Below are 13,482 nucleotides of genomic sequence, written 5' to 3'. Positions count from 1 at the left end.
GTTGGGGCAGTGCGGCTTTTCCGAGTCGGGAAACCGACGATTACATGTTCTTACGCGTGCGCAGTAACGTAATCGATAGCTTCCTGAACAGTGGTGATCTTCTCTGCTTGTTCGTCCGGGATTTCGGTCTCGAACTCTTCCTCGAGAGCCATCACCAGCTCAACGGTGTCAAGAGAGTCGGCACCCAGGTCTTCAACGAAGGAAGCGCTATTGGTTACTTCGTCTTCTTTGACGCCCAGTTGCTCAGCAACGATTTTCTTGACGCGTTCTTCGATGGTGCTCATACCTTGTTTTCACTCCTAATGGACAAATCCAGGCAGCTGGTCTGTGGGTAAGTGTATAGAAAGGGTTTTCCGCATTTCAAGCCAAATGCCTAGGACCTTCACTATCAGCCCAACCATCTACCTATAAACCGTTGCAACTTTATAACGGATTTTAGACAGCAGCTATGACAGTTTTCTGAAGGTCTTGGTCACATTTAGCTCATGTACATTCCGCCATTCACTGGAATAGTAGCCCCAGTGACATAAGCTGCACCGTCAGAAGCCAAGAAGCCTACCACCTTGGCGATCTCTTCAGCCTGGCCGAGACGGCCCAATGGAATCTGCGCCGCCAGCGCCTCGCGCTGTGCTTCGGGCAATTCACGAGTCATATCGGTGTCGATAAAACCTGGCGCTACCGAGTTCACGGTAATCGCACGGGAGCCGACTTCGCGAGCCAAGGCTCGACTGAAACCTTCCAGCCCCGCTTTAGCAGCAGCGTAGTTAACCTGGCCAGCATTGCCCATGGCACCAACTACCGAACCGATATTGATGATTCGCCCCCAGCGTGCCTTGGTCATCCCGCGAAGCACGGCTTTGGAGAGACGATACAGACTGTTCAGGTTCGTGTTAATGACATCGTGCCACTCGTCATCTTTCATGCGCAGCATAAGATTATCGCGAGTGATCCCGGCATTATTCACGAGAATCAGCGGCTGACCGACACTCTGCTGGATTTGCTCTAGAGTACTGGAGACCGATTCGTCATTGCTCACATCCAATACCAGCCCAGACCCCGCGATACCGTTTTCCTTCAGCATCTGTGAGATGCGCTCGGCACCCGATGCTGAAGTGGCGGTACCAATGACTACTGCGCCTTGGCGCCCTAGCTCAAGAGCGATCGCTTGACCGATACCACGACTCGCACCCGTTACTAGGGCAACTTTATCTTGCAGGCTCATGCAGCTTTCTCCTTGATTCAAGCCAGAGCCGCGCGGGTAGCGGCAAAAGCATCTGGGGTATCCAAGTTGTAGGTGTCGATGCCTTTTACGCAGCGCTTGTTAAGCCCTGAAAGCACCTTGCCGGGCCCGCATTCAATCAGGCCAGTCACGCCCTGAGCCGACAGCTGCACCATCGACTCGACCCACCGCACAGGGTTATAGAGCTGTGCAAGGAGATCGCGCTTAAGCGTTTCCAGATCAATCACCACTGCTGCACTGACATTCTGTACCAGGGAAATTTGCGGGGCCCGCCAAGCGACAGCCGATACCGACTCGGCAAAACGTTCAGCGGCTGGCCGCATCAGATCACAATGCGATGGCACGCTCACTGGCAGCGGCATGGCGCGCTTTGCTCCACGGGCTTTGCATGCATCGATTGCGCGCTCGACAGCTGCGGCAGCGCCGGCGATAACGACTTGACCGGGCGCATTGAAGTTAACGGCACTGACTACCTCGCCCTGCGCAGCTTCAGCGCAGGCCGCGCGCACATCATCATCCTCAAGACCAAGAATAGCGGCCATGCCACCCTGCCCAGCTGGTACCGCCTCCTGCATCAATTGACCGCGACGTTCGACCAACTTCAGCGCATCGGCAAAACCTATGCTCCCAGCTGCGACTAGAGCCGAATACTCGCCCAAGCTGTGACCAGCAACAAAGGCCGGCTGCAGACCTTGTTCTGCCCGCCAGAGGCGCCATAGCGCAATGGATGCGGCCAGAATTGCTGGCTGAGTCTTGTCGGTTTGATTGAGAAGGGCTTCAGGTCCCTGCTGAGTCAGCGCCCACAGGTCATAGCCGAGCGCATCGGACGCCTCGACGAAAGTATCCACAATTTGTTGCTGCTGGGCCCCATGCTCGGCAAGCATGCCAAGCGATTGCGAGCCCTGCCCGGGGAAAACGAATGCGAAAGATGCAGACATTTAATGGGTCCTTAAGGCCTGAACATCGAGAAAAGTGCATCCAGGCATGCCAGACGCGATAGACAGAATGTTGGATGACCAGCCGTGTCGGGCGGTCACATCCTACAGCAACAGATGCTCTAATCGCCCATGCAAACGCTGCGGCAGATCCTCGCGAATCTCGACGACCGCACGCCGAATTGCACTTTGAAAGCCATCAGGCCCAGCTGAGCCGTGGCTCTTCACAACGATACCCTGCAGCCCCAAGAAGCTCGCGCCGTTATGCCGCGCTGGCGCCAAGTCATTCTGCAAGCGCCGCAGCAATGGCAACGCCAACGTACCGACCAAACGGGAACCGAAACCCTGCTTGAAAAGCGCCTCCATTCGCGACGAAATCATGGATGCCAACCCCTCGCTGGACTTGAGCAAGATGTTGCCGACAAAACCATCGCAAACCACTACATCCGCCTCACCCCGATAGAGGCCGTCTCCTTCGATGTAGCCGATATAGTTCAAACCCTCGGCTTGCCGCAACAGGCTGGCAGCAACCTTCACCTGCTGATTACCCTTAATGTCCTCGGTACCGACATTCAATAAGGCAACACGTGGACTTGAGACACCCAATGCCTCTGCAGCTACCGCTCCCATCACAGCGAACTGATAAAGATGCTCAGCACTGCAATCGACATTGGCGCCCAAATCAAGTAAGTGGCAATACCCCGTCGACGTCGGGATGGCACTTACCATCGCAGGACGATCGATACCCGGCAGGGTCTTCAGGATATATCGGGAAAGCGCCATCAATGCCCCGCTGTTGCCGGCACTGATACATGCCTGGACTTCTCCATCACGCAGCATTTCCAGGGCGATACGCATCGATGAGTCAGGCTTGCCTCGCAACACCTGAGCAGGTCGCTCATCCATGGAAATTACTTCAGCAGCATGCACAACGCGAAGGCGTGAGCGATCCACAGCGGGGTGCTGGGCAATTAATTTCTCTACAAGAGGGGCTTGGCCGACTAGGACCAGTTGTAACGAAGGGAATTCAGCGAGCGCAGCTAGGCTGGCCGGAACAATGCAGTGGGGACCGAAGTCCCCACCCATTGCATCGATCGCGATGATCGGAGCGGACAAGGATTACTCGTCAGCGCCTTTATCGATCACTTTGCGACCACGGTATACACCTTCCGGAGATACGTGGTGACGCAGATGCACTTCACCAGTGCTTTTCTCTACGGACAGAGTGCTAGCCTCGAGAGCGTCATGAGAGCGACGCATGTCACGGGCAGAGCGGGATTTTTTGTTCTGCTGAACAGCCATAATCTATTAACTCCTAAACGTTTGGGTCACGCTTTAACTGTGCCAATACACTGAACGGGTTGGACCGCGATACCTCGTTCTCGCTCGGCTGGGGCTCATCGAGACCCACCGGCTGCTGACAATCTTCTGGATCATGCGTAGGCACGATAGGCAAGGCGAGCAATAGCTCATCCTCAACCAATTCCAGCAAATCTAAAGGACCTTCGCCCAACTCCAGCACGTCATAGCCTTTCGGCACTGACTGGGTATCCGCGCCTTCCTTTACCACGGCATAACTGCATTCGCTGTGGATTGGCAAAGCAACCAGCTCCAGACAACGCTGGCATACCATTTTGACTTCAACATCGATTGCGCTGTGCATAACCACTGCATTTCGCTCATCACGCTCGAAAGTATATTTCGCGCGTACAGTGCCAGCATTGCCAGCAAGCGAATCGCAGAGTCGCACCAAATTGGCCAGCGACACTTCGCCCTCGAGGGAAGCGCCGCGATCAGCCAACTTACGCGGATCAATATGAGGTGGAATCGGCCCATTCAACATAGGCGCAGCATTTTAGGGAGGCACCCTCCCCCTGTCAAAGGAAATTCGACACTTCAGAGCATGCCAAACCTTGGCTAAAATCGTGCACCGCGACACGCAGGAAGAATCAATGCAACCTCTACTCCTAGCATCCAGCTCACCTTATCGGCGCGAGTTACTAGCGCGATTGCGCCTACCGTTCAGCTCGGCCACTCCAGACATCAATGAGGCGCCTCGCGACGGCGAGAACCCTATCGAGCTAGTGAAACGCCTAGCTCAAGAAAAAGCCCAGGCCTTAGCCGCAAGCCACGAGCAACACCTGATCATCGGCTCCGACCAAGTCGCACTACTGCGAGGAACTATTCTCGGCAAACCTCACAGCATGGAGCGGGCGATACAGCAGCTGCGAAGTGCAAGCGGCGAAAGTGTGCATTTCCTTACCGGATTGGCATTGCTCAATAGCGCCAGCGGGCAATGTCAGGTGGATTACGTGCGCTTTACCGTTAATTTTCGACAATTGAGTGAAGCAGCGATCATTCGCTATTTGGAAGCGGAGCAACCCTTTGATTGCGCCGGCAGTTTCAAAGCCGAGGGCCTAGGCGTCTCGTTGTTTCGCAGCACTCAAGGCGATGACGCTACCAGCCTGGTAGGGCTTCCACTGATCCGCTTGGTCGACATGCTTCTGGTCGAAGGTATCCAGATCCCTTAGTGCAACCAAGGAGCGAGCCCAGCAGGGCTCGCCCTTGCCTCAGCGCAGCACTGGCCCTTGGAAGCCCATCCACAGCGCAGCCTGCTCAACGACGCTGGCGCCGATTTTTTTCGCAAAACGGTCGAACGGTGATTCCTGCACAGTGAAGTCGACCAATTCCTTCTCACCGACAACATCACGCGCCACCGCACTGGTACTGCTCAACCCATCGATCAACCCCAATTCCAACGCCTGCTCGCCAGACCAAACCAAGCCGGAAAACAGCTCAGGGCGCCCAGCATCCTTCAAGCGATCACCGCGACCCTTCTTAACGCTAGCGATAAACTGTCGATGAGTGGTGTCGAGTACGCCCTGCCAGAATTGGGTTTCTTCGGCTTTTTGCGGCTGAAACGGATCTAGAAAAGCCTTGTGCTCGCCCGACGTGTAGATGCGCCGATCCACACCCAGTTTCTCCATCGCACCAACGAAACCAAAACTCGCCGCCGTCACTCCGATGGAGCCGACCAGGCTCGCCTTGTCTGCATATATAGAGTCCGCAGCACTGGCAATGTAATACGCACCGGAAGCACCCAGATCAGTAATCACCGCATACAGCTTGATATCCGGATGTTCGCCCCGCAGGCGACGAATTTCGTCATAGATGTAACCAGACTGCACCGGACTACCACCAGGGCTATTGATGCGCAGGATCACTCCCTTGGTATTCGCATCCTCAAATGCCTTGCGCAAACTGCTAATGACGTTATCGGCACTGGCAGCCTCCTTATCGGCAATCACCCCCCGAATTTCGATCACCGCCGTGTGGTTCCCGCTACGCGCCGCCCCCCCCTTCAAATCGAACGAAGGCGAAAGCAGCGCGATAGCAACGAAAAGATAAATAAATGTCAGCAGCTTGAAAAAAATCCCCCAACGCCGCGACCGACGCTGCTCTTGAACGCTTGCCAGCAGTGTTTTTTCTAACAACTGCCAACTTTTAGCATCGTCACCCGCTGCATCTGCAGACTTCCACTCATCCGACATGCCTATCCACCTCAAGCAATGATTCATTCTTCGAGTGCCGGCCCAGCCAGCCCCGTAATTCCGTGAATTCGTCGATCATCAAACACGGCCGCTCATCGTTCAGCAGAGCTGAAGACTGGGCACCGTAACTAACCGCCACCGAGTCCATCCCCGCATTTTTAGCCATGCGCAGATCAAAAACCGAATCTCCAACCATCAGCGCCTGCCCTGCCCCCACCTGACAGTGCCTAAGAATTTCATTCAGCATCAGAGGATCGGGCTTACTGGCAGTTTCGTCGGCGCAGCGGGTGACATCGAAATACTTCAACCAACCGCGACGAGCCAGTACCGAATCGAGGCCATGACGAGTTTTTCCGGTAGCTACCGCGAGGCGATAACCTTGATCACGAAAAACTTCCAACCCCTCCTCAACGCCAGCGAACAAAGGCGACGGCTCAGATTCGAAGGCCAGATAACGCTCGCTATAGAGTCGACGGAAACGCTCGATAGATGGTCCGTCAGAAAAAACGGGGTACAGACTGGAGATGGCCTCCGGCAAACCCAACCCAATGATGCCCCTGATGGATGCATCCTCAAGCCGTTGCAAGCCACAACCCTCAGCGGCGAAATGCATCGAATCGACAATGCGCTGGATCGAGTCGACCAACGTACCATCCCAATCGAAGATCAGTAGCCGGTAATCAGACAATGAGCCGCTCCAGGGTTTTGGCCCAGACCTCATCGACCGGAGCCTCAAGCCGCAGCTCGCCCCCATCGGGCAGCGGAACCGTCAGCATGTAGGCGTGCAGGAACAAGCGCTTGCCACCCAGCCCTTTAATCTCACGCGTGAAATCCTCATCGCCATACTTACTGTCACCCGCGATGGAATGGCCGGCATGCTTGGCATGCACACGAATCTGATGCGTGCGCCCGGTGACCGGCTTAGCCTCGACCAAGGTGGCAAACTCGCCAAAACGCCTCAGGACGCGAAATAGAGTCAACGCCTCCTTGCCTTCAGAATTGACCTCCACCATGCGCTCACCCGAACGCAAATTGCTTTTCTGCAGAGGTGCATTGACTTGCTTTTTCGCCGTCGCCCAATGACCACGGACTAGCGCCATGTAACGCTTGTCCACGCCATCCTTGCGCAACGCCTCGTGCAGATGACGAAGCATGCTGCGCTTCTTGGCAATCATCAGCAGGCCCGACGTATCCCGATCCAGGCGATGCACCAACTCCAAATCCTTGCTATCTGGACGCAACTGACGAAAAGCCTCGATAACACCATAGTTCAGCCCACTTCCGCCGTGCACCGCCACGCCAGCCGGCTTGTTGAGGACGATCAGGGCCTTGTCCTCATAGACGATTGCCGCCTCTAAACGCTCCAGCAAGCCCTGCGCGAGAGGCGCCGGCTCATCGCGCTCGGCAAGCCGCAACGGAGGCACGCGCACAATGTCGCCGGCCTGAAGTTTGTATTCTGGCTTGATACGCCCCTTGTTCACCCGCACTTCGCCTTTGCGCAAAATGCGATAGATCAGGGTCCTAGGCACACCCTTCAGACGGGCAAGGAGATAGTTATCAATACGTTGGCCGGCATGTTCCGGTTCGACTTCAAGCAGCTGAACGCCGGAAGTCGGAGAGGCAGATTCTGTCATCCGCCAATGATAACAATTTTTTATTGAATTGAAGCACTTAATCAGAGCTGCTATAGTCGCGAACGCCGCCAAAAACGGCCTAGTTATCAGCTATCGCGCCAACTGCGATCCTGGCTAACTTGCACGGTATTTAGGACACAAGGCCGTCCGACGGATTGTTTACCGCATACAGCGTGAAGAGTCCGAAATAAGGCCTTTTAGTTATGACGCGCGCTCACCTAGGAGAGCGCAACCAATACCAACCCGCTGCGGATTCTGCGAGCGGCACCCGATTTTCAGTGACATGTGTAGGGTGGAGATGCACGACCGTCGGACTGCGTAGCACCAAGCTTTATTAAGACGCTCAACGCGTCCGCTACCGATGGCTGATTCCTCCTTCTGACTGCGTGCTTATACAGCACAACCCACAGGAGACGTCCGTCGCGACCCCAGCCCTATTGGCTGACGTCGCTTGACAGTGGAACGGCTGACAACCGTTTCTGACGCACACCTGACACCGACCTGAGAGTCGTGTGTGCCGAACGCCGTTTCCGGCAGCCCGGAAACCGACGGTACTACATGAAAAGAATGCTGATTAACGCAACTCAACCCGAAGAGTTGCGTGTTGCCCTGGTAGACGGCCAACGCCTCTATGACCTGGACATCGAATCGGGTGCTCGTGAGCAAAAAAAGGCCAACATCTATAAAGGCCGCATCACCCGCGTCGAACCCAGCCTCGAAGCTGCTTTTGTCGACTTTGGCTCTGAGCGCCACGGTTTCCTTCCCCTCAAAGAAATCTCCCGCGAATACTTCAAGAAGTCCCCAGAAGGCCGCGTCAACATTAAAGATGTGTTGAGCGAGGGCCAGGAAGTCATTGTTCAGGTCGAAAAAGAAGAACGTGGCAACAAGGGCGCAGCCCTGACCACTTTCATCAGTCTGGCCGGCCGCTACCTGGTTCTGATGCCGAACAACCCGCGTGCTGGTGGTATCTCCCGCCGCATCGAAGGCGAAGAACGCAACGAATTGCGTGAAGCACTAAATGGCCTGATCGCTCCGGCGGACATGGGCTTGATCGTGCGCACCGCTGGCCTCGGTCGCTCCAGCGAAGAAATGCAGTGGGACCTCGATTACCTGCTGCAACTGTGGAGCGCTATCAAAGAAGCCTCGCTGGATCGCGCCGCACCTTTCCTGATCTACCAGGAAAGCAACGTCATCATCCGCGCCATTCGTGACTACCTGCGCCAGGACATCGGCGAAGTACTGGTCGACAGCGTCGAAGCCCAAGAAGAAGCCCTCAGCTTCATCCGTCAGGTGATGCCGCAGTACGCCAGCAAGATCAAGCTGTACGAAGACAGCGTACCGCTGTTCAATCGCTTCCAGATTGAGAGTCAGATCGAAACCGCCTTCCAGCGGGAAGTGAAGCTGCCGTCCGGTGGCTCGATCGTTATCGATCCGACCGAAGCTTTGGTGTCCATTGACATCAACTCGGCGCGCGCCACCAAAGGCAGCGACATCGAAGAAACCGCCCTGCAGACCAATCTGGAAGCGGCCGAAGAAATCGCTCGCCAGCTGCGCCTGCGAGACATTGGCGGCCTGATCGTCATCGACTTCATCGACATGACGCCGGCCAAGAACCAGCGCGCCGTGGAAGAGAAAGTCCGCGAAGCACTGGAAGCCGACCGCGCCCGCGTGCAAGTCGGACGCATCTCGCGCTTTGGCCTGCTGGAAATGTCCCGTCAGCGCCTGCGTCCGTCCCTTGGCGAAACCAGCGGTATTGTCTGCCCGCGCTGCAATGGCCAAGGCATCATCCGTGACGTCGAATCGTTGTCGCTGGCGATCCTGCGCCTGATCGAAGAAGAAGCACTGAAAGACCGCACCGCTGAAGTTCGTGCGCAAGTGCCAATCCCGGTTGCCGCCTTCCTGCTCAATGAAAAACGCAACTCGATCACCAAGATCGAACTGCGCAGCCGTGCGCGCATTGTCATCCTGCCAAATGATCATCTGGAGACGCCGCACTTCGAAGTTCAACGCCTGCGCGATGACAGCCCGGAAGCCCTCAGCGGCCAATCCAGCTATGAAATGACCGCCGCTGAAGTCGAAGAAGCCCAACCGGTCAGCGCCACTCGCACACTGGTACGCCAGGAAGCTGCGATCAAGGCCACTCCGCGCCCCACTCCGACCCAAGTAGCACCGGCCAGCGAAGAGCCCCCTACCCCCAGCGCACAGCCCAGTCTGTTCAAGGGTCTGGTCAAATCGCTGGTAGGTCTGTTCGCCGCCAAGGAAGAGCAACAGCCGGTCGTCGTCGAGAAGAAAGCTGCGACCGAGCGCCAGCCACGCAGCGACGAACGCCGCAACGGTCGTCAGCAGAATCGCAGTCGTGGCGGTCGTCGTGATGACGAGCGCAAGCCGCGCGAAGAACGCCAGCCCCGCGAGGAGCGTCAACCTCGCGAAGAGCGTCAGGCTCGTGAGGAACGTCAACCGCGTGAAGCGCGCGAGCGTGACGACAGCCAGCCGCGTGAGCCGCAAGAAGCCCGTCGCGAGCGAGCTCCTCGTGAAGAGCGCAAACCACGCGAAGACCGCAAGCCCCGCGAAGAGCGCGTACGTGAGCTGCGTGATCCGCTGGAAACAGCCCCGACCGCTCAAGCACCTACCGAAGAGCGCGCCGAACGCAAACCACGCGAAGAGCGTCAACCGCGTCCGCCGCGTGAAGAGCGCCAACCGCGTGCTGCCGTGGAGCAGGACGCCGAGGACGCTCTGCCAAACGAAGAGCTGCTGAACGATGAAGAGCAGGAAGGCGGTGAAGGCGGTGATCGCCCGCGCCGTCGCTCCCGCGGCCAGCGTCGTCGCAGCAATCGTCGCGAACGCCAGCGCGATGCTGACGGCAATCTGATTGAAGGTAGCGAAGAAGAAGCCTCTAACTCCGATGAAGCCGCCCCAGTAGTGGCCGCCGGCGTCGTAATCGCCGCTAACCAAGCGACCGAGCAAAGCGCTGAGCAGGTTTTCAATCCTGAAGAAACCGCCGCTCCCGCTCATCAGTCGATTGCCAGCGAAAACGAGCAAATCGCCGTCGAAGCCGTCGAAACAGTAGCTGCTGAAGTTGCACAGCCTGAAGTCATCGCACCGGTCTTCACAGAGACGCCTGCCGTAGAAAACCTGGCCGAGGTTGAAGCCGCACCGGTGACGCCGAGCGTTGCTGAACCGGTAGAAGTAGCTGCCGAACCCGTAGTGGAAGCTGTCGCAGCGGAAGTCGAAGTCCACGACATCGTAGAGAACGTTGCGCAAGCGGATGAAGCACCTGCTGTTACCGCTGGTGGCCGCGCCGCCAATGATCCGCGCGAAGTACGTCGCCGTCAGCGTGAAACCGAGCGCCTGGCTAAAGAAGCTGAGCAGGCCGCTAGCACTCCCGCTGCGATCATCAGCGCGCCGGTTGAAGAAACCCTTCCGGTTGTCGAAGCCGAGCCCGCCACTGAGGCCGCTCAACCAGTAGCAGAAGTAGCCGATAAAGCTGTTGAGCCAACTGAGGAGCGTGACGAGAGCACTGGCGACGCATTTACCGGCGTCTCGCCAAGCGAGCACAAAGAAGCCGATGACGAGTCCAAACCTTCGGTTTAAGACTTGCTGCGTACAAAAAGGGATGCCTCGGCATCCCTTTTTTGTGGCCGGCGGTTACCGGAAAGATCGTACTGATGAGTCTACTCCAACCCTTCCTAGAGTACGTTTGGTTCTATTTCCAGGGCGACGCCGAAGCGCACCGCCACATCGGCCTGAATGCGCCGAGCCAACCCCAGCAACTGGCCACCAGTGGCCTCTCCGTAATTCACCAAGACCAAGGCTTGCAGTCGATGCACGCCCGCATCCCCCTCACGAAAACCCTTCCAGCCGGCGCGCTCGATCAACCAGCCAGCGGCTAATTTGACCAATCCACCAGCCTGCGGATAAGCCACCAGGTCTGCGTATTGCTGACGCAAACGGTCGGCCTGCTCCGCCGCCACCAAGGGGTTCTTGAAGAAGCTGCCGGCATTGCCGAGCTCATTGGGGTCCGGCAGTTTTTCGCTGCGAATTGCGCAAATGGCCCGACTTACATCCATAGGCGTCGGCGCCTCAATACCCTGCTCGACCAGACGCTGACGGATTGGGCCATAGTCAAGATGCAAAGCCGCCTGGCGACTCAGGGCCAGACGCACCCGCAGGATCAGCCAGCGCCCAGCTTCACGCTTGAACCGGCTATCCCGATAGGCGAAGGCGCAGTCCGCCAGAGAGAACTCGCGCAACTCGCCGGTGTGCCGGTCGAGGGCGGCGAGCCCAACAAAGACATCTTTCAACTCGACGCCATAAGCACCGATGTTTTGCATCGGCGCGGCACCCACGGTACCGGGAATCAGGCTGAGATTCTCCAAGCCACCCAGCCCTTGCCGCAGACTCCAGAGGACGAATGGATGCCATGGCTCGCCCGCCTCTGCTTCGACAATCACACGCTGGCCGTCGTCGCTGAGAAGTCGCGATCCGCGGCTGGCCATGCGCAGCACCAACGCATCGACATCGGCAGTCAGGAGAAGATTGCTGCCACCGCCGATGACCAACAACGGCAGTTGCTGCTGCTCGGCATAAGCCAGTGCCTCGCGCACTTCATCATCATCGTGCGCCTCGGCGAACAGGCGTGCCTGCACGTCGACACCGAAGCTATTGAATGGCTTGAGCGATACGCGCTCGCGAATCTGCAGGCTCATAGCCGTTGCCGCACTTCGGCGAGCAGCGCATCGCTGGCTTGCTCGATCAGATCCAAGACCTGCTCAAAACCGTCAGCGCCACCGTAATACGGGTCAGGCACCTCATCGAGAGGCAGGTCATAGCGGCGCAGATAGAGGTCCAGTTCGGCCTGCGCCACGGCCGGCTGCATGCGCTGCAGATCGCGCAAGTTACTGTGATCCATGGCGAGGATCAGATCGAAGCGGGAAAAATCCGCCACTTCGACTTGCCGCGCACGTAGCGCGGACAGATCGTAACCCCGTTGGCGAGCAGCCAAGCTGGTACGGGCATCCGCCGCCTTACCGATATGCCAATCGCCAGTGCCGGCCGAGTCGACCGTCACCCGCTCTGCCAGCCCCGCCTCACTGAGCTTGCGACGAAAAACGCCTTCGGCAGTCGGCGAGCGACAGATATTGCCCAAGCAAACGAACAGAACGCGCATCAAGCCCCCAACAGGCGGCGGACGCGCTCAAGGTCTTCCGCCGTATCGACGCCGGTTGGCGGCGCCTGCAAGGCATCGGCCACATGAATTCGCACGCCGTGCCATAGCGCTCGGAGCTGCTCCAGGCTCTCACAGTTCTCCAGCCAGCATGGGCCCCAAGTGACGAAGTCATGAAGAAACTGGGCACGGTAGGCATAGATGCCAATATGCCGGCGATAAGGTATGCCGGCGGGCAACTGTTCCCGGCTGACCGCGAAATCATCCCGCGCCCAAGGCAATGGCGCGCGACTGAAGGTCAGTGCCAGGCCATTGATATCGGTCAAGACCTTGACCACATTGGGATTGAACAGGGTCGCCGCCGCATCGATCGGCTCGGCCAAAGTGGAGATCGCCGCCTCGGCGTGGGCGAGCAGATTGGCTGCCACCTGGTCGATGATCACCGGCGGGATCATCGGCTCATCGCCTTGGACATTGACGACGACGGCATCACCAGACAACCCCAGTTGACTGGCCACCTCGGCCAGGCGGTCGGTGCCCGAGTTGTGATCCTCGCGGGTCAGCAGTACGTCAGCGCCGAAACCCTGGCACACCTCGACGATGCGCGCATCGTCGGTGGCAACGATCACCCGCTGGGCCTGGCTTTTGCGCGCCTGCTCCCAGACATGCTGGACCATTGGCTTGCCAGCGATGTCCTGCAAGGGCTTACCCGGCAGGCGAGTCGACGCGTAACGGGCAGGAATGACCACGGTGAACGCCTGGCTCATTTCTCCAGCCGCTCTTCCGCCGTGAGGGGGCGCGCTTCACTTTCCAGCATCACCGGGATGCCTTCACGGATGGGAAACGCCAGCCCGGCGCCTTTGCTGATCAGCTCGGACTTATCTTCGCTGAGTTTGAGCGGGCCCTTGGTAATCGGGCAGGCGAGAATATCCAGCAATTTCGGGTCCATCGAAGATCC

General features: G+C 57.7%; 15 protein-coding genes. 2 read left to right on the top strand and 13 right to left on the bottom strand.

The window, feature by feature from the left end; all coding sequences use genetic code 11:
* Nucleotides 1-50: 50 nt before the first annotated feature.
* From acpP to NVV93_RS07665, 6 genes are all read right to left on the bottom strand, one after another.
* Nucleotides 51-284: an acyl carrier protein gene (gene acpP / locus NVV93_RS07690; RefSeq protein WP_068826648.1), complete on the bottom strand. Its 234-nt coding sequence runs from the start codon at nt 282-284 to the stop codon at nt 51-53.
* Nucleotides 285-478: 194 nt separating this feature from the next.
* Nucleotides 479-1,222, bottom strand: a complete 744-nt coding sequence (gene fabG / locus NVV93_RS07685; RefSeq protein ID WP_258253838.1) for a 3-oxoacyl-ACP reductase FabG — start codon at nt 1,220-1,222, stop codon at nt 479-481.
* Between the two features lie 17 nt (nt 1,223-1,239).
* Entirely contained in the window at nt 1,240-2,178 is a 939-nt protein-coding gene (gene fabD, locus NVV93_RS07680) for an ACP S-malonyltransferase (RefSeq protein ID WP_258253837.1), read from the bottom strand.
* A 102-nt stretch (nt 2,179-2,280) separates the two neighbouring features.
* A complete protein-coding gene (gene plsX, locus NVV93_RS07675; RefSeq protein WP_258253836.1) occupies nt 2,281-3,291 on the bottom strand; it encodes a phosphate acyltransferase PlsX in 1,011 nt (336 codons plus the stop codon).
* 3 nt (nt 3,292-3,294) lie between these two features.
* Entirely contained in the window at nt 3,295-3,477 is a 183-nt protein-coding gene (gene rpmF, locus NVV93_RS07670) for a 50S ribosomal protein L32 (protein WP_003245185.1), read from the bottom strand.
* Nucleotides 3,478-3,490: 13 nt separating this feature from the next.
* Complete coding sequence (locus NVV93_RS07665; RefSeq protein WP_258253833.1) at nt 3,491-4,018, bottom strand: YceD family protein; 528 nt, start codon at nt 4,016-4,018, stop codon at nt 3,491-3,493.
* A 109-nt stretch (nt 4,019-4,127) separates the two neighbouring features.
* Between NVV93_RS07665 and NVV93_RS07660 the strand changes: the two genes are divergently transcribed.
* Nucleotides 4,128-4,706 (top strand): nucleoside triphosphate pyrophosphatase, encoded by a 579-nt coding sequence (locus tag NVV93_RS07660; protein WP_258253832.1) that lies wholly within the window; start codon nt 4,128-4,130, stop codon nt 4,704-4,706.
* A 39-nt stretch (nt 4,707-4,745) separates the two neighbouring features.
* On the opposite strand, the gene NVV93_RS07655 is transcribed toward NVV93_RS07660, so the two are convergent.
* Genes NVV93_RS07655 through rluC form a run of 3 tightly spaced genes read right to left on the bottom strand, consistent with a single transcriptional unit; the run spans nt 4,746 to nt 7,360 of the window.
* The gene (locus NVV93_RS07655) at nt 4,746-5,726 is read right to left on the bottom strand and encodes a S49 family peptidase (protein WP_258253831.1); all 981 of its coding nucleotides are present in this window, start codon (nt 5,724-5,726) and stop codon (nt 4,746-4,748) included.
* Nucleotides 5,716-6,414, bottom strand: coding sequence for an HAD-IA family hydrolase (locus tag NVV93_RS07650; protein WP_258253830.1), 699 nt, complete (start codon nt 6,412-6,414; stop codon nt 5,716-5,718). Before NVV93_RS07650 ends, NVV93_RS07655 begins: the two co-directional genes overlap by 11 nt.
* Entirely contained in the window at nt 6,407-7,360 is a 954-nt protein-coding gene (gene rluC / locus NVV93_RS07645; RefSeq protein WP_258253829.1) for a 23S rRNA pseudouridine(955/2504/2580) synthase RluC, read from the bottom strand. The genes NVV93_RS07650 and rluC overlap by 8 nt, the downstream gene beginning before the upstream one ends.
* 558 nt (nt 7,361-7,918) lie before the next feature.
* On the opposite strand from rluC, the gene rne reads away from it, so the two are divergent.
* Complete coding sequence (rne, locus tag NVV93_RS07640; RefSeq protein WP_258253828.1) at nt 7,919-10,951, top strand: ribonuclease E; 3,033 nt, start codon at nt 7,919-7,921, stop codon at nt 10,949-10,951.
* 95 nt (nt 10,952-11,046) lie between these two features.
* On the opposite strand, the gene murB is transcribed toward rne, so the two are convergent.
* Genes murB through NVV93_RS07620 form a run of 4 tightly spaced genes read right to left on the bottom strand, consistent with a single transcriptional unit; the run spans nt 11,047 to nt 13,473 of the window.
* A complete protein-coding gene (gene murB, locus NVV93_RS07635; RefSeq protein ID WP_258253827.1) occupies nt 11,047-12,066 on the bottom strand; it encodes a UDP-N-acetylmuramate dehydrogenase in 1,020 nt (339 codons plus the stop codon).
* Entirely contained in the window at nt 12,063-12,527 is a 465-nt protein-coding gene (locus NVV93_RS07630) for a low molecular weight protein-tyrosine-phosphatase (RefSeq protein ID WP_258253826.1), read from the bottom strand. Before NVV93_RS07630 ends, murB begins: the two co-directional genes overlap by 4 nt.
* Entirely contained in the window at nt 12,527-13,291 is a 765-nt protein-coding gene (kdsB, locus tag NVV93_RS07625) for a 3-deoxy-manno-octulosonate cytidylyltransferase (protein WP_258253825.1), read from the bottom strand. The genes NVV93_RS07630 and kdsB overlap by 1 nt, the downstream gene beginning before the upstream one ends.
* On the bottom strand, nt 13,288-13,473 hold the full coding sequence (locus NVV93_RS07620) for a Trm112 family protein (RefSeq protein ID WP_258253824.1): 186 nt from the start codon (nt 13,471-13,473) through the stop codon (nt 13,288-13,290). The genes kdsB and NVV93_RS07620 overlap by 4 nt, the downstream gene beginning before the upstream one ends.
* Nucleotides 13,474-13,482 lie beyond the last annotated feature (9 nt).

Source organism: Pseudomonas sp. LS44 (assembly GCF_024730785.1).
Taxonomy (GTDB): domain Bacteria; phylum Pseudomonadota; class Gammaproteobacteria; order Pseudomonadales; family Pseudomonadaceae; genus Aquipseudomonas.
This window is presented reverse-complemented; position numbering and strand designations above follow the sequence as displayed.

Excerpts from the sequence above, each read along its gene's own strand:
- acpP (WP_068826648.1), bottom strand. The coding sequence starts at position 284 with ATGAGCACCATCGAAGAACGCGTCAAGAAAATCGTTGCTGAGCAACTG.
- fabG (WP_258253838.1), bottom strand. The coding sequence starts at position 1,222 with ATGAGCCTGCAAGATAAAGTTGCCCTAGTAACGGGTGCGAGTCGTGGT.
- fabD (WP_258253837.1), bottom strand. The coding sequence starts at position 2,178 with ATGTCTGCATCTTTCGCATTCGTTTTCCCCGGGCAGGGCTCGCAATCG.
- rpmF (WP_003245185.1), bottom strand. The coding sequence starts at position 3,477 with ATGGCTGTTCAGCAGAACAAAAAATCCCGCTCTGCCCGTGACATGCGT.
- NVV93_RS07665 (WP_258253833.1), bottom strand. The coding sequence starts at position 4,018 with ATGTTGAATGGGCCGATTCCACCTCATATTGATCCGCGTAAGTTGGCT.
- NVV93_RS07660 (WP_258253832.1), top strand. The coding sequence starts at position 4,128 with ATGCAACCTCTACTCCTAGCATCCAGCTCACCTTATCGGCGCGAGTTA.
- NVV93_RS07655 (WP_258253831.1), bottom strand. The coding sequence starts at position 5,726 with ATGTCGGATGAGTGGAAGTCTGCAGATGCAGCGGGTGACGATGCTAAA.
- rluC (WP_258253829.1), bottom strand. The coding sequence starts at position 7,360 with ATGACAGAATCTGCCTCTCCGACTTCCGGCGTTCAGCTGCTTGAAGTC.
- rne (WP_258253828.1), top strand. The coding sequence starts at position 7,919 with ATGAAAAGAATGCTGATTAACGCAACTCAACCCGAAGAGTTGCGTGTT.
- murB (WP_258253827.1), bottom strand. The coding sequence starts at position 12,066 with ATGAGCCTGCAGATTCGCGAGCGCGTATCGCTCAAGCCATTCAATAGC.
- NVV93_RS07630 (WP_258253826.1), bottom strand. The coding sequence starts at position 12,527 with ATGCGCGTTCTGTTCGTTTGCTTGGGCAATATCTGTCGCTCGCCGACT.
- kdsB (WP_258253825.1), bottom strand. The coding sequence starts at position 13,291 with ATGAGCCAGGCGTTCACCGTGGTCATTCCTGCCCGTTACGCGTCGACT.
- NVV93_RS07620 (WP_258253824.1), bottom strand. The coding sequence starts at position 13,473 with ATGGACCCGAAATTGCTGGATATTCTCGCCTGCCCGATTACCAAGGGC.